This window comes from Okeania sp. (assembly GCF_035285525.1).
Lineage (GTDB): Bacteria > Cyanobacteriota > Cyanobacteriia > Cyanobacteriales > Microcoleaceae > Trichodesmium.
Genome location: NZ_JAYKGW010000106.1, coordinates 1 through 17,140 on the forward strand (window position 1 = coordinate 1; position 17,140 = coordinate 17,140).

Below are 17,140 nucleotides of genomic sequence, written 5' to 3' on the forward strand. Positions count from 1 at the left end.
CTAAATTATCAAGACCTCACTCACTATCAAAATATTATCGCTACTATTTATGAAACAATTTCTTTGATGAAAAAAGTCGATAAAATCATTAATAACTCTGGCGGTTTTCCCATTCAATAAAATATTACTTTTGCTAAACATTTCCTCCGGAATGCTGTGCAAACAGCCATCAGCTAAAAGAATTATTCATTATTTTGCATTCTACCTGAATGCTTAGGAAGCGATCGCATTTCCACTCCCTAATACTCTTTTTCATTTTATTAAGCACCTGCGCAGAGCGAGTTACTTATCTCCAAAATACACGAAAATTTCTTGACAAGCAACCACCCTGTATTTCTTACATATCAATGTTTATAACAAATGGCCGAACCGACAGTGATCGCACCTAAATTATCCCCATTTTTCAGCCTAAAGAGCTACTTTCAACTTTTTTGGGAAAAATCAGTTTAAATTTCAAATATATTTGACAATATTTGATAATTTTCACTTATGTAAAAAAAATCAACCAACTATTAAACCTTAAAAAGCTTATAGATAAAGGTTTTCAGAATATAAAACTATAAATCATATTCTCAAGGTAAACTTTTAGTTTGAAAATAGGTAAGTTACCAAGTATTAATAAGATGTAAATCATCTTCATTAACAAAGAAATCTAAAAGTTTGGAATTTTAATATTGACAGATATCAGGTGTGTCAAAAATGGTGAAAAGACCGTAAAAGTAGAGAAATAAATTATCAAGACCTCACCTACTACCAAAATATTATCCCTGGTATTTAGTCAACAATTTCTCTAATGAAAAAAAGTCGATAAAATTCTTGATAATTCTGAGAGTTTTCTTAATTGAATAAAAGAATATTTAGGGGGTGTCAAAAATGGTGAAAAGACCGTAAAAGTAGAGAAATAAATTATCAAGACCTCACCTACTACCAAAATATTATCCCTGGTATTTAGTCAACAATTTCTCTAATGAAAAAAGTCGATAAAATTCTTGATAATTCTGAGAGTTTTCTTAATTGAATAAAAGAATATTTAGGGTGTGTCAAAAATGGTGAAAAGACCGTAAAAGTAGAGAAATAAATTATCAAGACCTCATCCATTGGCAAAATATAATCTCTGGTATTTATGAAAGAATTTCTCTGATCAAAAAAATAGATGAAATTATTAATAATTCCGGCGGTTTTCCCATTAAATAGTAAGTATTCAGTTATTAGTCATCAGCTCTCAGCAAGCCTTATCTAAATTAAATTAAGGAGTTTCTCTAAATGAGTGTAGCCTTCAAAGTTATCTTTGATAGTAAAACTAAATTTACCTCAATTAATAAAGCTTTTATTTCAAACTACTAAAATCAATAGCTGATAGCTAATAGCTGAATGCTTACCTAATAACTTAGTAAGATTAGCTGATGAACTTTTTATTAATAACTTTAATTATCTTTGCAGACTAATATTAATTATCAATTATCAATTATCCATTATCCATTATTAATTATCCATTAATCCTCTAGTCATTTCTAGAAAAATTAATTCTGTCGCTCAATTGTCTAATTGTTTGAGCTAAATTCAAATCACTACTTTGTAACTGACTAATTTTGTCACAACTATACAAAACAGTAGTGTGGTCTTTTCCTCCAAAAACCTCACCAATTTTTGGCAAACTCAAATCAGTATGTTGTCGCATCAAATACATTCCTACCTGCCTTGCTAAAGTAATTTCTCGCTTTCTCGAAGTACCTTTCAAATCCTCAATAGATATTTTAAAATGATTGGAAACAACCTTAATAACCGCCTCTGGCGAAGCCTCCAACTTTTCCATTTGTGGATTTAAAATAGGAGCAATATTCTCCACAGTCATGGGCAAACCAGAAATAGAAATATAAGTAACAACCCTAGTCAAAGCACCTTCTAATTCCCGAATATTTGAAGGATATCTAGTTGCAATATATTCAATTACATCCCTGGGCAAAATCATATTTTCATACTCAGACTTTTTCAGTAAAATTGCCATCCGAGTTTCCAGATCTGGAGCTTGAATATCAGCAATTAATCCCATCGAAAATCGAGAACAAAGACGCTCTTGTAAACTAGGAATTTGATTAGGAGGTCTATCCGAAGCCAATACCACTTGTTTACCCGCTTCATGCAAAGTATTAAAAGTATGAAAAAATTCCTCCTGAGTATATTCCTTACCCTCAATAAATTGAATATCATCTACTAATAAAACATCCGCAGCTCGATAATGCTCCCTAAAACTTTGCAGACTATCTTTACGAATAGCAGCAATTAAATCATTAGTAAACTTTTCTGTAGAAACATAAAATATTTGAGAATCAGGAAAAATATCCAACCGATAATGACCAATAGCTTGCATTAAATGAGTTTTTCCTAAACCAACTCCACCACATAAAAATAAAGGATTAAACTCTTGTCCGGGAGACTCTGCAACTGCCAAAGAAGCTGCATGAGCCATACGATTATTCGGACCTACCACAAACCGAGAAAACATATATTTCCGATTAAGATTTACTGGTTTAGGTTTAGGAATAGATAAATTTTCTACTGGAATATCCACTGTCCTATTTTCAGACCAAATAAATCCTGATTTATCTTTTTCACCATTTTCAGTTACAGTTAAATAAATGTCTACTGGATAACCAAGAATATCATGTACAACATCAGCAATAGTTTTTATATAGTATTTCTGTAGCCAATTTCGAGCAAAAGGATTAGGAGTGCGAATTACTAAACAATTATTTTCTAATTGTTCAGGATAAGCTGTTTTAATCCAGGTTTCAAAAGTAGGTCTGCTTAATTGTAATTGCAGCCTTCCTAACACTTGGTTCCATAAATTATCAAGAGAAATTTCCACTTTTATAGTTCTCAGATTTTACAGTTATTAGTTATTATTTATCAGCTTTACAGTTATTATTTATCAGTATTTTAAACAGTTATCAGTTATCAACTAATATGGTTCAGTTAAGACGAAAATTCCTATAATATGGAACCATTATATAGACTTTTCAAGCTACATAAATGTCAAAAAAATCCTTAACTGAGCCGTATTGAGTTATTCAGTTATCAGCTAACTGAAAAAATAGTTATAATTCCCCATATAAGTTACAGTTGCTTTTCTTCTTTTCTACTCCCTCTTCCCTTTTGACAGTTATCAGTTATCAGCTTTACAGTTATTAGTCATCAGATCAGTCAATATGCTTCAGTTAAAACGAAAATTCCTATAATATGGAACCGTTAGATAAACTTTTCCAACTACAGAAATGTCAAAAAAATTCTTAACTGAACCGTACTGAGTTATTCAATATATATTTTAATTTGACAAATTTATTGTTTTATGATTATCTAGGCAAGGCGAAACAGAGCTAAATTAAAATTAGTTAATTTAAGCTGATGTCTATGTCTGGGCAGCCAAAAGTTAATATTAACATTACCAATGGTGGAATCATTTAAGTTGCCTAAATTTAACTTTCAGGTCAACTGCCACTTTACACATATCATCAATCAACCTATTAAATGGCACAAACATTATTATTTAACGCTCTCCGTGCAGCCATTGATGAAGAAATGGCTCAAGACCCGACCGTATATGTTCTTGGTGAAGATGTGGGTCATTATGGAGGTTCCTACAAAGTTACTAAAGACCTTTATCAAAAATATGGAGAACTGCGGGTTCTAGATACTCCTATTGCCGAAAATAGCTTTACAGGAATGGCCATTGGTTCGGCCTTAACTGGACTACGGCCAATCATTGAAGGCATGAATATGGGCTTTTTATTATTGGCCTTTAACCAAATTGCTAATAATGCTGGAATGTTGCGCTATACTTCTGGGGGCAATTTCAAAATTCCTTTAGTAATTCGTGGCCCTGGTGGTGTGGGTCGTCAGTTGGGGGCAGAGCATTCCCAAAGATTGGAGGCTTATTTTCAAGCTGTTCCTGGTCTGAAGATAGTAGCTTGTTCTACTCCATATAATGCTAAAGGTTTACTTAAGTCAGCTATTCGTGATGAGAATCCGGTTTTATTTTTTGAACACGTTCTTCTTTATAATTTGAAGGAGGATTTACCAGAGGAAGAGTATTTATTGCCTTTGGATAAAGCGGAAGTGGTACGCAGTGGAAAAGATGTTACTATTTTGACTTATTCCCGAATGCGCCATCATGTTATTCAAGCATTAAAAACTTTGGAAAAAGAGGGTTACGATCCAGAGGTAATAGATTTAATATCTCTTAAACCTTTAGATTTTGAAACTATTAGTAATTCTATCAGGAAAACTCATCGAGTAATTATTGTTGAAGAGTGCATGAAAACTGGTGGTATTGCTGCTGAGTTAATTGCTTCTATTAATGAAAGATTATTTGATGAATTAGATGCACCTGTTTTGCGGTTGTCTTCTCAAGATATTCCTACTCCTTATAATGGTACTTTGGAAAGATTAACAATTGTACAGCCAGAACAGATTGTTGAAGCAGTACGAAATATGGTGGCAATGAAAGTTTAATTTGAAGGAATAAGGAATAAGGAATAAGGAAGAAGGAAGAGGGTAAAAGGTAGATTAAATTTTTTGAGTGAAATTAATTCTGAACTTTCTGACAATTAAATTCTTAACTAAATCTTTCCTACTTTATTTCTCTTTTTTTCTTCTTAATTCCTATGTTTTTTTTCAAATCAGCAATCAATAAAGTTACCCTGGGAAAGCTATTCATTATAGCAAACTAATAAAACTATTTTTTGCTAATAAAAATTAGGATGAAAAAGTAATTATTATTGTTAAATTCAATTCTCCTGAATATAGATTAAATAGGGCTTGCTGATTTATCGGGAACCGTAAAAGTCTTTTAGTAGCAGTAATAATCCAGCAATCCAGCAATCCAGCAATCTAGGAGGAATAGGAATTACAGAAGAGGTAGGAGGAAGAATTATACCTTGATTTTCTGCCATAATCAGCCGATTTTTCGGGAACCGTAAATCCTAAACTTTTGAGCTTGAGAGACTAAAAAACTGGTACTTTTTACCTACCTGAAAATGCTAAAAAGTTTATCTGTAAAGGCTTTCATCAATAATTCAGCAAATAAATAGTTTTCAAAATTAATTAGATATAAAATTTAGATCAAAAGCTTGTTTAAGAAGGAATAGATCAACAAAATTATTTGTTGATATACTTAATAAATAAATTTTTATAGGTCTGAATTTTATCGTATTTGTGATTCCTTGTATCTGTCTCTTTTTTTTCTAGTATAATTAGAGTTTGCTGAAAAAAATCTGTTATTTAAGTAAGGAAACAGGGAAAAATTTAGACTATTTGCTACGGCAAAATTTTCTGATAATTCCGAGTCGAAACTCTAAAACTTTAGATCAGACAAAAGCAATAAATATGTACTTTCTCAGGAATTAAAAAAGCTAAAACCTTTATCTGTTAATTATTTCATCTTTAGTCAGTAAACCCTAATTAATTTTTATTGCCAAAAAATAACTTTATAAAGCCTCTCCATTTATGGATAAAAAAAAGAAAAAAAATTCTTTTGGAAAATCATAATTCTTTATTAGAAAAGATAATTATTAATTATTGAACCGCCTTCCTAAATTGATTATATAAATATACAATATAGATAGCAATTAGGGTAAATATTTTTAATGTATAAACCCTATTGGTTTTTCAGAGTAGAATGCCTATGTTACTTAATTATTTACTCCTATAAATAGGGTTTGCTGATTGATCGGGAACCGTAAAAGTCTTTTTGTTAAGGATAGGAGTCAGAATCCAGAATCCAGAATAAGTAGGAATCATAGAGGAGATAGTAGTATGGAATCGTCCCTTGATTTTCTTTGCTGTTATCGCCTAAAATACCAACTTTTTGACTATGAAAAGATGAAAAAAAGGTATTTTGTCAGGCATAAAAAGGCTAAAATCTTTATATATTAATCTTTTCATATTTCCATACGCAAGCCCTAAAGAAATGATTGAAAATAAATCAAAATAATTTTAGCTGAAGGCTGAAGGCTGATAGCTGACAGCTAATAGCTGCTAAAAAAATGCTACTTTAATCTAATTAAACTATGCGTAAACAAAATTCTTATATAGCCTTAATCTTAGTTCTAGTTATCGCATCAATCACAATATTAACTCAAATTCCCATCCGTTTAGGACTAGACCTCAGAGGGGGGTCACAACTTACCATTCAACTACAAACCTCAGAAGAAATTCCTACTATTGACGAACGAGTAATGGAAGGAGTCCTAACCATAGTAGAAAATAGGGTCAATGCTCTCGGTGTATCCGAATCAGTAGTCCAATCTTTAGGACAAGACCAAATTCTAGTCCAACTACCAGGAGTAAATGACCCAGAACAAGCAGAACGGGTTTTAGGAGGAACAGCTCAATTAGACTTTCGAGAACAATTACAAGGTACTGAGCAACAATTACAAATAGAATATCAAATACAAAGAGAACTATTAGTAGAACAAGAATTACTCAGAAATAGTCAAGACCAAGAAACTATAGATAAAAACCTACAGTCTATCACAAAAGCAAATGAAGCGATCGCTCAACTATTTAAAGAACCAACTATTAAAGGTCAAGACCTCAGAGATGCTTTAGCGGAACCTGAAGCTCCTGGTTCTAATAATTGGAATGTAGCTTTACGTTTCACTTCTGAAGGAGGACAGAAATTTGCGGAACTGACCAAAAATTTAGCAGGAACTGGACGTAGTATCGGTATCTTCCTAGATAATAGATTAATCAGCGCTCCTACAGTAAGTGTGGAATTTGCCCAAACAGGTATTACTGGTGGTAATGCAATTATTCAAGGTAGATTTACTGCTGAACAAGCAAATGACCTAGCTGTACAACTCCGGGGTGGTGCTTTACCAGTCTCTGTAGAAATAGTTGAAAATAGAACTGTTGGCGCAACTTTGGGTAGGGATAGTATTCAACGTAGTGTCTATGCTGGAATTGGTGGTTTAATTCTGGTGTTAGGATTTATGGTCTGGTACTATAGATTACCTGGCATAATTGCTGATCTAGCTCTAATTATTTATGCTCTGTTTACCATTGCTAGTTTTTCCATCTTGGGTGTTACTTTAACATTACCAGGAATAGCTGGTTTTATCCTAAGTATTGGTATGGCAGTAGACGCTAATGTTTTGATTTTTGAACGGACAAGGGAAGAGTTACGAGCTGGTAAAACTTTATATCGTTCTGTAGAATCTGGCTTTTATCGTGCTTTTTCCAGTATTTTAGATGGTAATGTCACGACCTTAATTGCTTGTATAGCACTTTTCTGGTTAGGAACTGGTTTGGTCAAAGGTTTTGCCCTAACCTTGGGTATTGGTGTAGCAATTAGTATGTTTACTGCTCTTACTTGTAGTAGAACATTAATGTTTTGGACAATTGGATTTTCCCAATTTCGCAAACCAGAATTATTCTGTCCAGAATTGAAATAATTTTATAATTAGGACTTACCCAAAGCAACCAAGAAACAGGGTTTTGGCCTGTGATCTTGTTGTTCATTCCACGAAATTTTCTCTATAAACCCAGTTTATGAGTAAGTTCCGACGGTTCCGGGTCACCAAGAAACCGGGTTTATTGCCGTAATATTTTTGTTAAAACCACAAAATTTTGTCTATAAAACCCGGTTTCTGTGTAAGTTCCAAATCAAAAGCTAATATCTAAAATCTCATTGGTTCAATTTTTAAGATGAAAATAAGTGTTATAAAACAGCGATCGCTTTGGTGGACAATTTCTGGGACTATAATAATTAGTGGCCTAATTGCTATGGTAATTTCTTGGACTCGACCAGATATTAATGCCCCTTTACGTCCAAGTTTAGATTTTATTGGCGGTACTCGGTTACAACTAGAATTAGATTGTACCATACCCAACAACTGCAATAAAGCTATTACAGTTGCTGATGTGAGAAAAATAATGATCGACCAAGGTTTCACGAATAGTAGTATTCAGGTTGTCGGAGAAGATAAACGAGCTATTGACATACGCACCAAAACTTTAGATGTAGACGCTCGGACTAAATTAATCTCAGCTTTAAGTACAGAGTTTGGTAAATTTGACCCTGCTTCTACTCAAATTGATACAGTTGGTCCGACTTTAGGAAAACAAATTTTTACTTCTGGATTATCAGCTTTACTGGTCGCTTTTTTTGGTATTACGGTGTATCTGACTTTTAGGTTTCAGTTTGATTATGCTGTATTTGCTTTTGTTGCCCTATTCCATGACATATTAGTTACTGTTGGAATTTTCTCAATTCTTGGTTTAGTATTTGGTGTAGAAGTAGATAGTTTATTTTTGGTGGCTTTACTAACAATTATTGGATTTTCTGTTAATGATACAGTAGTAATTTATGACCGAGTTCGGGAAGTAATTAAACGTTATCCAGGAGAATCAATTGATAAAATAGTTGATGATGCTGTAAATCAAACTTTAACCAGGTCGATTAATACAACTGTAACTACTTTATTACCATTAGTTGGTATTTTAATATTTGGTGGAGAAACTTTAAAATATTTAGCTTTAGCTTTAATTATTGGTTTTGTGGCAGGTTCTTATTCTAGTATATTTATTGCTAGTACACTTTTAGCTTGGTGGCGCGAACGTATTGGTGAATTTATTCCTAATCCTTTAGAAGAAAATTCCCAATTATTAGAAGGTCAAGAAAATACTGTTTAGATTAATAATGAATAATTAATAAGTGCTTATGCAAAATTAATGACAAATTCATATTAGACATCTCCAGTTTTATCCATAAATAATCAATTATTCCTTTCTATTTCCTATTCTTTATCTCAAAAATTAAAATTTTCTTCTTCCTTCTTCCTTCTTCCTCTTTCCTTTTTCCTTCTTCCTCTTTCCTTCTTCCTTTTTCCTTCTTCCTCTTTCCTTTTTCCTTCTTCCTTCTTCCTTCTTCCTTCTTCCTTCTTCCTTCTTTCCTCTTTCCTCTTTCCTTCTTTCCTCTTTCCTCTTTCCTTCTTCCTTCTTCCTTCTTTCCTCTTTCCTCTTTCCTCTTTCCTTCTTCCTTCAATGTCTAAAAAAGAGCCAGTTTTACAAGTTCAAGTAGAGAGATTTTACAGATTAACAGTCTATTTCAGATGGTTAATAGCTCTTTTTCTTTGGAGTACAATTGGTTCTTTAAGTATATGGAATTTACGAAGAGAAATTGCTTTATGGATAGAACATTTTACTTGGGTTTCTCTACGTTATGCTCTAGCTTATCATCAACTACCTGCTATTGGTTTAAGTCTATGTCTTGGCACTACAACTGCTATTTTAGTTTGGCAAAGTAAACATATTATTTGGGGTATATCTCCAGAAGAACAAAAGCGTTTAGAACAACAAGTACGACAGATTAATCATCAAGGCCAAACTCATCCTTTATGGAAGTGGGTAATTCCAGATCACTGAAATTAATCTATAGTAATTAAAGTTTCCTCAAAAAAGCATAGTGTGGAAAAGGTGGGAATATAGAGCAAAGTAGAAGAAATAATTGTGCTTTGATTTTCGTTTCCAAATCTTAGCCAAATACTAACTTTTTCAGCTTGATAAACCCAAAATATTGTACTTTTACAGTTCCCGAAAAATCAGTGAAAATTCTATAGTCTTTACCTGTCAATACTTTTATCTTTAAATCAGCAAACCCTAATTATTAATTATTAATTATTAATTATTGACTAGCACCAGAGAATCAACTCTACTGCGTATGAAAAAATATCTGCGAATATCTAGAGATAAAAAGTTATTTCAGCAAAAAGCAAAACCATATAAATTAATTTTTTCTTACATAGTTAAACAACTCTTTTTACCATCAAAATACAATCATAATAGTGGTAGAGTTAAAAACTTTTTTGTCTCCTTGATGTTTATATTTTTACTCTATATAACTGTGTTATCTCCCTTAATTAAAACAGGAGTTAAAATAGTACAGCAAACAGCAAAAAAAATAATAATTTTCCAAGACTGGGTAGAAGATAATTTCTCCAGAATTACTCCTTGGTTAAAACCAAATTATAGCAAATCAGATAAATTTCTCCCCTATAAAATTTATACTCCCTATTTTATAGACAATACTCCTCCCGGAGCTTATGATTTTACCCTAGAGCAAAATGGTAAATTAGAAGTTCCGATTCCAGCACCTTGTCAAGGAACTATTCGCAGAACTTGGTTTCAAGGCAAAAATGGTAGTTTTAGAACAGCCAAAGGTGCAGGTCAGATAGTTGAACTTATGTGTGATGGGACCAATTATTATTGGTTAATGGGTCATTTGCTTCAAGGTTCCCCACCAAGAAAAGGAACAAGAATTAATAAAGGACAACCTATTGGGATTCAAGGTCTTACCGGTAGAACTTCAGGTCATCATATTCATGCTCAGATTCATTATCGTAATGGACAAAGAATTACTAACAGAAAAGTAACCCGTCCTCTTGTTGAAAATTACATCAAATTTTTGAGAAAAGGTTCTGATTAAATTGAAATACTAAAATCAACAAATCTGATATAGTAGTACAGGCATTTTTCTGGTTCAGGGCTGACTTTTATTTTTTTTATGTAGATCAACTTCAATGTGTTATACTTTAAATTCTGTAATTTCAAAGTGGGGCTTGAATATTAAAAATAATAGGTTGACATCAAAAAATTAACTTATCTTAACTTAATCTAGAAATCCAATTGCTAAAATTTGAGGTAGATTACAAACTAAAGACCACTTATTACCAAAAATTTTGGTCTCTATAAATTAATGCTAATCTAAGGATTAAGACAAAATTGTGAGTATTTAGATGAAAATTATTAATTGATTTTTAGTAGATCAAAGCAATACATAAGTGCAAGCATTCAGCCATCAGCTATCAGCTATCAGCAATAAGTTATTGATTTATGATTCTGGAAGGAGGAATTATTTTCACTCCCGATAGTTAAAGATGATCGTAACCCAGGAAAAGCTGAATGCGAGTCCATTTCCGAGGCAGAGCTGACTGCTTACAAATTAGTAACACGCTAAGATTGAGATGCAGTGACTGTAAAAATAATAAAAGTGGGAAAATAGGAGAAAAAGTTGATCAAATAATCTGTTAAACTAAACAACCTGTAGAAATCAAAAATTATCAAGCTTGTTATAGTTAGCTTTAATGATGGTTGGGTTTAGTTAATCATTGCAATTAGTGCATAATTCTGACTCCTATTACTATAATCAGAAATTGTTACCGAAAAACTTGAAAAGCCCATTTTATTTTAAATAGGACTTACACACTAATATATAGCGTTGAAAACTATAACGTTATAGTTTTTTAACTCTATGTATAGTATTGTTGTGCAAGTCTTGTTGAAATAGAGGTTCAGAGGTTGAAAAATGCTTACTATTGAGCATCAAAAAAAATAGAAATTGCTTAGGTTATCCACAGCCTCAAAACAACTGTAACAGAACTTACGGATTAGGAACGAGTTTTGGCAGTTGCAGATGGCTATCCTGATAGACTTCTAAGCAAACCCTGTTGCTAGTAATAACCGAAATACATCATTTTGCGTGATTATTGGTATAACCAAGTTAAGTTGAGTTATTCCTACTCTAAGTGTAGTAATATGTCTTGGCAAGACAACTAGCCAAGACATATTACTATTATTACTCTGAAAAAAAAAGTCAATACCAATACAATCAACCTGAAATGGGTAAATATTGTTCTAGGTAAACTGACGAAACTTATCAGTATAATCAGGAATTAGGCCAAGGTACTATATATAGAAAAAAAACTATTGCGCAATAGTTTTAACCACTATATCTATGCTGACACCGTAGGTCCTGCTAATAAAAAAGACAGGACTTAGACATTTTTTCATTTTCCCAACTATACATTCATATCTATAGCGCTATAGTTTTTTTGACGCTATGACTATGTATAGTTTCTCTGTCTAAGTCCTGAAAGACAAATTATACAAATTTGTTACCAGCTATACTATCTTAAAATATACAGAAAAATTCTGTAAAGAAATCAATTGTTCAATTTGAGGAGCATGAGGAACGCGACATGATCCAGACTAACAACGTAATCGAAACTACCATTCATCCAGAGCTAGAACCTAGCGACTTATTTCCAACAACTCCAACTAGACCAATAAGTGATGAGTTAGAAATTTTAATCGGAGATAGAGAAGAATATATAGATGCAGATGCTCAGTCTGAGGAGAATGCTCTAAAGTCTGAGAAGGTTGCTAAATCTCGGACTCGAACTACGACGACAGGCAAAAAAAAGCATTACACGGAGGACTCGATTCGCCTTTACCTACAAGAAATAGGTAGAATTAGATTATTACGAGCTGATGAAGAAATTGAATTAGCCCGTAAAATTGCTGACCTGCTAGAATTAGAAAGGATTCGAGAAGAGTTAATTTTCCATTTAGATCGAGAACCTCAAGTGAGTGAGTGGGCAAATGCTGTGGATATGGAGTTGCCAAAGTTTAAACGTAGGTTAGTTCTGGGACGTCGAGCTAAGGAAAAGATGGTACAGTCTAATTTGCGTTTGGTGGTCTCCATTGCTAAAAAATACATGAATCGAGGTTTATCATTCCAGGATTTGATTCAAGAAGGTAGTTTGGGATTGATTCGAGCGGCAGAAAAATTTGACCATGAAAAGGGATATAAGTTTAGTACCTACGCAACTTGGTGGATTCGTCAAGCTATTACCAGAGCGATCGCCGATCAGTCTCGTACTATTCGTTTACCAGTTCATTTGTACGAAACTATATCTCGGATTAAAAAAACTACTAAGCTTCTGTCTCAGGAAATGGGGCGTAAACCTACAGAAGAAGAAATAGCAACTAGCATGGAAATGACGATTGAAAAGTTACGTTTTATTGCTAAGTCTGCTCAGTTACCAATATCATTAGAAACTCCGATCGGAAAAGAGGAAGATTCTCGACTTGGAGATTTTATTGAGTCAGATGGGGAAACTCCTGAAGATCAGGTATCGAAAAATTTATTACGAGAAGATTTGGAAAGTGTGTTGAATAGTTTGAGTCCTCGCGAACGGGATGTGTTACGTTTAAGGTATGGTTTGGATGATGGTCGGATGAAAACTTTAGAAGAAATTGGGCAAATTTTTAATGTGACTCGCGAGCGGATTCGACAAATTGAAGCTAAAGCTCTCAGGAAGTTGCGACACCCAAATCGGAATAGTATTTTGAAAGAGTATATTCGTTAGAGAAGTTAATTGGTTGTCTGTTATTTACAGCAGTCTCGGAAGTTATGAGGTATATCCAAAATCGCGCTTTCGAGACCGCACTAGAATCTTTTCATATCAAATCTGATAGTATCGGTATAATTAAAGGCCGTAGGGGTTTGGTCTCCCAAACCCCCTACAGATTAGAATTTTTCCTCTTTTCTGATGGTAGAATTTTATTTTCCCCAGCCTGGAGATTTAATATGATATCAAATCTGATAGTATCGGTATAATTAAAGGCCGTAGGGTTTTGGTCTCCCAACCCTCTACAGATTAGGATTTTTCCTCTTTTCTGATGGTAGAATTTTATTTTCCCAAGCCTGGGGATTTGATATCATTTTTCTAAAATCTGCTGTAGCTTTTTTTTAAACTATTGCCGTTGCTGGTAATAATAAAACATCAACTATAGCAATCCTAAATTAGTTGTGGAATTTTATTGTAGAAAATCCTTAGGGAGAGCAAACCCCCACAGTTATTTTCCACAAATCATTGTTCCCTAGCGCGTACCGCTATAAAATGTAAACAGGTAAAATTTTGAAATTAAATATCATAAGTTCTGGCTTCAGCAGCTTCTGGATTATCCTCACAATATTCATCAAAAGCTGTTTTATCAAATCTTTCTGCCTTCTGATGAGCAGCTTCAGCTTGTAACTCTTCTACAATATCCCATGCTGCTGCACAATCTTTAGAAGTAACACCTTTTTCTGCACAAATACTTCTTGCTTCTTCAATAGCTACTTCTATTCTCTTTTCCAGTAGCACAGACTTTGGTTTTTCCGCAAAATCACTCTTGCTTAAAATATCTGTAATCGAAATAATACCAAGTAATTTATCTTTAATTACAGGCGCTCGACGTATACCTGTATCAGCAAATAACCTGGCTACATATTCTACACCTAAATCTGGGTTAACTGCTATACAAGGCTTGGTCATAATTTCATATACCCGCACTTGTTTCGGATCTTTTCCATAAGCAGCAACCTGATAAACAATATCTGTCTCTGTGATAATACCATAAGCATCTTGGTCGTGACGACGTTCTACAATTAGAGCCCGCAGAGATAAGTCATTCATTTTCTTCACAGCATCAGCTATCGTTGCTGAACCCCGAATTGTTTCTACATCGGTGGTCATAATATCTTTAGCTTTCATCATCTTGACTTTTCCTCAAAAATATGTATTTAATTATTGATACTTCAGCTACTAATATTTAGTAGCTTTGCTATTAATTAAGAATAGAATAAAACAGTTACTTAGTCTACAAATTTGTTATATCAGTTATCAGTTTTAGAACTATAGTAATCCTAAATAGGTGGCGAGATTTTCTAGTAAGGGTTTGGTTTCCCAACCCAAGCTTTAAGGGATTTGAAGACCAAACCTCTACAGTTTTTTCTCACAAATGATTTCTTATGGCTATAGTAAAATTGTTGATTTTTTTATTCATCTGCCTCAATATTATTTATCAAATCTTTAAGAGTTAACTTCCAACTATAACTATTTTCTTTATTGATCGAAAGTTTATCCATAATATTTTCCACATCTTTTTGTAGTTTTTGAGTTAGAGTAATGGGAAAATCTAAATCTATTCCCTGATTTTTTGCTATGTTTGCTAAATCAGAAAAATTAACTTTCTGAGTAGTGCGTTTCACAGATGATAATTTAAAACTCGAAGTTTCAGAAATATTCTGTTTTTGCATAGCTAATTTTATCCGTTCTTGGATATGAGAAATTTCTGAATCTAACAATTTCCATTCATGGAAAACTTCTTGATATCTACGAGTTAGTTCATCTAAATTTTCATTAGCAGGTTCAGGATTATTTTGATGAATTAATTCTAATAAAGCTAAGTAAATTTGAGCTAAATAAACTGTATCCATCTTGGCATATTCAAGTTGTTTTTCTGTCAGTGGGCGTTCTCCCCAATCACTTCCTTGTACTTTTTTATCTATATCTTGAAAAGTAGTGAGTTTTTCAGTTAAAGTCTTCAGTTTTAAATTAGGGATTGGCAAAATATAATAAGGTAATTTTTTAGCTATTTCTAAAGTACAAGTAATATTTTGAGCTTGATTTTTACCCAGAAATTTAATGTCATATTTAGCATTGTGAAATACTTTCTCAATGTTGGGATTAACCATAATTTGGTCGATAAAAAATTTGGTTATATCTGGTTTTTCTAAAACATCAAAAATATAAACATTGTCACCTATCAAATCTTGAGGCTCGGCTAATAATTGAATTAAAGATAATCTAGGTTTACGAGTATTATAATCAGCAACTTCTGTATCAATCCAAAGTATATTAGCTGTAGTTAATTTGTCAATAGCTTTGTTGATATCATTAGTATCTGTCAAATAAATCATATAGAAATTTTCAAATTATTACTGGGTCATTTCAGTTATCAGTACCTTTGGTTGTTTGCCCAGCATGATCTAGGAAAGTATACTTGCTGGAAATAAAGCATTTTCAATTATTAACATATAGAAGGAAAAACAAACTCAAGTCTTTCTATTTATTCTCTTATTTAATTTATGCTAAAATTTCAGGTAATCGGTCTAAATCTCCCTCAGATAATTTACGTCCTGGTTTAGACTTGAGACGGTTAGCTAAAGCAGAAAAGGCTTCGGTATTGTCTCGATGAGCTAATACATAAGAGCGTAACTCTGATTCATTCATGGTTTGAAAATTAGTAGGATGATTCATAGAATTTTTACCTCACCATTTCTATCAATAAAAACTTGGATATCTTCACCTGCAAATCAGCTCTTAAATTATTAATTATTAATTAACTGTACCATCTGGCATTATAGTACCTATTAACTTAGTATTTCTTAAATCTACTCCATCCAAAATTGCTCCTCTTAAACTAGCACCACTTAAGTCAGCACCATCAAGATTAGCTTCACTTAAATCAGCCTTCCACAAATAAGCTTCTTGTAAACAAGCACCACTTAAATTAGCTTGATGTAAATCAGCTAAATTAAAGTTAGCTTTACTCAAATTAGTATCAGTTAAAACAGCATAAGATAAATCAGCCCTCATTAAAACTGCTTCACTTAAATTACTAGAAATTAATACAGCATTTCTCAGATTAGAACCATTGATAATTGCCTCTTTTAAATCGGCAGAACTTAAATTAACACTACTAAGATTTGTCGCAGTTAAGTCCGCACCAGACAAATTAGTATACTTCATTATAGCTCCACTAAAATTAATTCCATTCAAATCCATTCCATGTAAATCTACATTCATCAAATTTGCATGACTCAGATTAACTCCTGTGAGAAAAGCACCTTGTACTAAAGCTTGATTAAGTCGAGCGTGATTCAAATTAGCCCAACGAAGATTAGCATTTTTCAGATTAGCAGAACGCAAATTAATACCACTAAGATTAGCACCAGAAAGATTAATACCTTCTAAGTTAGCACTTCTCAAATTCACGCCAGATAAAATAGCACCACTTAATTTAGCACCACATAACTCTGACTTAACTAAAAAAGAACCCTCTAAATCAGTTTTTGTCAAATCAGCATTAACAAGTTTTCCTTTTCCTAACTTGACAAATTTCATATTAGCAGAGTAAAGAAAAGCATCAGAAAAATTAGCTTCATGGAGAATAGCATTAGTTAAATCTGCACAAGCTAAAAAAGAACCTGTAAAATTAACTTTTTCTAGGTTTAATCTTTTTAAATTTGCTCCTACCAAATTTATTTGGCAAAAGTCTCGTTCTCCGAGAGAATATCGACTCTTTAATTCTTCAGAATTCATATTCTTACTCTCCTAGAATTTGCCTTAATTAAGATTATCAGTATACTCTAATTATACTCAATTACAAGAGGCTGGTTTTATTAATATTTGTAAATATCAAAAATCAAAGCCCATAGTAATTATAGTTAAAAATGTTAAACTATAAACAA

General features: G+C 32.8%; 14 protein-coding genes. 6 read left to right on the forward strand and 8 right to left on the reverse strand.

Annotation, left to right across the window (positions count from 1 at the left end):
- Nucleotides 1–1,501 precede the first annotated feature (1,501 nt).
- On the reverse strand, nt 1,502–2,866 hold the full coding sequence (dnaA, locus tag VKJ25_RS09965; RefSeq protein WP_324236477.1) for a chromosomal replication initiator protein DnaA: 1,365 nt from the start codon (nt 2,864–2,866) through the stop codon (nt 1,502–1,504).
- 659 nt (nt 2,867–3,525) lie between these two features.
- On the opposite strand from dnaA, the gene VKJ25_RS09970 reads away from it, so the two are divergent.
- On the forward strand, nt 3,526–4,509 hold the full coding sequence (locus tag VKJ25_RS09970; protein WP_324236478.1) for an alpha-ketoacid dehydrogenase subunit beta: 984 nt from the start codon (nt 3,526–3,528) through the stop codon (nt 4,507–4,509).
- Between the two features lie 314 nt (nt 4,510–4,823).
- On the opposite strand, the gene VKJ25_RS09975 is transcribed toward VKJ25_RS09970, so the two are convergent.
- Nucleotides 4,824–4,949 carry a hypothetical protein gene (locus VKJ25_RS09975; RefSeq protein WP_324236479.1) on the reverse strand — a complete coding sequence of 42 codons (126 nt, stop codon included), beginning with the start codon at nt 4,947–4,949 and terminating at the stop codon, nt 4,824–4,826.
- 1,116 nt (nt 4,950–6,065) lie between these two features.
- Here VKJ25_RS09975 and secD point away from each other — a divergent pair.
- Nucleotides 6,066–7,451, forward strand: a complete 1,386-nt coding sequence (gene secD, locus VKJ25_RS09980) for a protein translocase subunit SecD (RefSeq protein ID WP_324236480.1) — start codon at nt 6,066–6,068, stop codon at nt 7,449–7,451.
- A 253-nt stretch (nt 7,452–7,704) separates the two neighbouring features.
- The gene (gene secF / locus VKJ25_RS09985) at nt 7,705–8,691 is read left to right on the forward strand and encodes a protein translocase subunit SecF (RefSeq protein WP_324236481.1); all 987 of its coding nucleotides are present in this window, start codon (nt 7,705–7,707) and stop codon (nt 8,689–8,691) included.
- Nucleotides 8,692–8,788: 97 nt separating this feature from the next.
- Here secF and VKJ25_RS09990 read toward each other — a convergent pair whose 3' ends face one another.
- Nucleotides 8,789–9,043 carry a hypothetical protein gene (locus VKJ25_RS09990; protein WP_324236482.1) on the reverse strand — a complete coding sequence of 85 codons (255 nt, stop codon included), beginning with the start codon at nt 9,041–9,043 and terminating at the stop codon, nt 8,789–8,791.
- On the opposite strand from VKJ25_RS09990, the gene VKJ25_RS09995 reads away from it, so the two are divergent.
- Together VKJ25_RS09995 and VKJ25_RS10000 are read left to right on the forward strand one after the other, a co-directional pair.
- Nucleotides 9,043–9,423 (forward strand): hypothetical protein, encoded by a 381-nt coding sequence (locus tag VKJ25_RS09995; protein ID WP_324236483.1) that lies wholly within the window; start codon nt 9,043–9,045, stop codon nt 9,421–9,423. The two genes, VKJ25_RS09990 and VKJ25_RS09995, sit on opposite strands and share 1 nt — an antisense overlap.
- Before the next feature lie 262 nt (nt 9,424–9,685).
- Nucleotides 9,686–10,483: a M23 family metallopeptidase gene (locus VKJ25_RS10000; RefSeq protein WP_324236484.1), complete on the forward strand. Its 798-nt coding sequence runs from the start codon at nt 9,686–9,688 to the stop codon at nt 10,481–10,483.
- Nucleotides 10,484–11,490: 1,007 nt separating this feature from the next.
- Here the strand turns inward: VKJ25_RS10000 and VKJ25_RS10005 are convergent.
- Complete coding sequence (locus tag VKJ25_RS10005; protein ID WP_324236485.1) at nt 11,491–11,622, reverse strand: hypothetical protein; 132 nt, start codon at nt 11,620–11,622, stop codon at nt 11,491–11,493.
- Between the two features lie 413 nt (nt 11,623–12,035).
- On the opposite strand from VKJ25_RS10005, the gene rpoD reads away from it, so the two are divergent.
- Nucleotides 12,036–13,208 (forward strand): RNA polymerase sigma factor RpoD, encoded by a 1,173-nt coding sequence (rpoD, locus tag VKJ25_RS10010; protein WP_324236486.1) that lies wholly within the window; start codon nt 12,036–12,038, stop codon nt 13,206–13,208.
- A 558-nt stretch (nt 13,209–13,766) separates the two neighbouring features.
- Here rpoD and VKJ25_RS10015 read toward each other — a convergent pair.
- The 4 genes from VKJ25_RS10015 to VKJ25_RS10030 all read right to left on the reverse strand — a co-directional run bounded on the left by VKJ25_RS10015 (nt 13,767) and on the right by VKJ25_RS10030 (nt 16,991).
- Nucleotides 13,767–14,381, reverse strand: a complete 615-nt coding sequence (locus VKJ25_RS10015) for a CP12 domain-containing protein (RefSeq protein WP_324236487.1) — start codon at nt 14,379–14,381, stop codon at nt 13,767–13,769.
- A 281-nt stretch (nt 14,382–14,662) separates the two neighbouring features.
- Nucleotides 14,663–15,586 (reverse strand): ribonuclease D, encoded by a 924-nt coding sequence (locus VKJ25_RS10020; RefSeq protein ID WP_324236488.1) that lies wholly within the window; start codon nt 15,584–15,586, stop codon nt 14,663–14,665.
- A gap of 166 nt (nt 15,587–15,752) precedes the next feature.
- On the reverse strand, nt 15,753–15,926 hold the full coding sequence (locus tag VKJ25_RS10025) for a DUF6887 family protein (RefSeq protein ID WP_324236489.1): 174 nt from the start codon (nt 15,924–15,926) through the stop codon (nt 15,753–15,755).
- Between the two features lie 78 nt (nt 15,927–16,004).
- A complete protein-coding gene (locus VKJ25_RS10030) occupies nt 16,005–16,991 on the reverse strand; it encodes a pentapeptide repeat-containing protein (protein ID WP_324236490.1) in 987 nt (328 codons plus the stop codon).
- Nucleotides 16,992–17,140 lie beyond the last annotated feature (149 nt).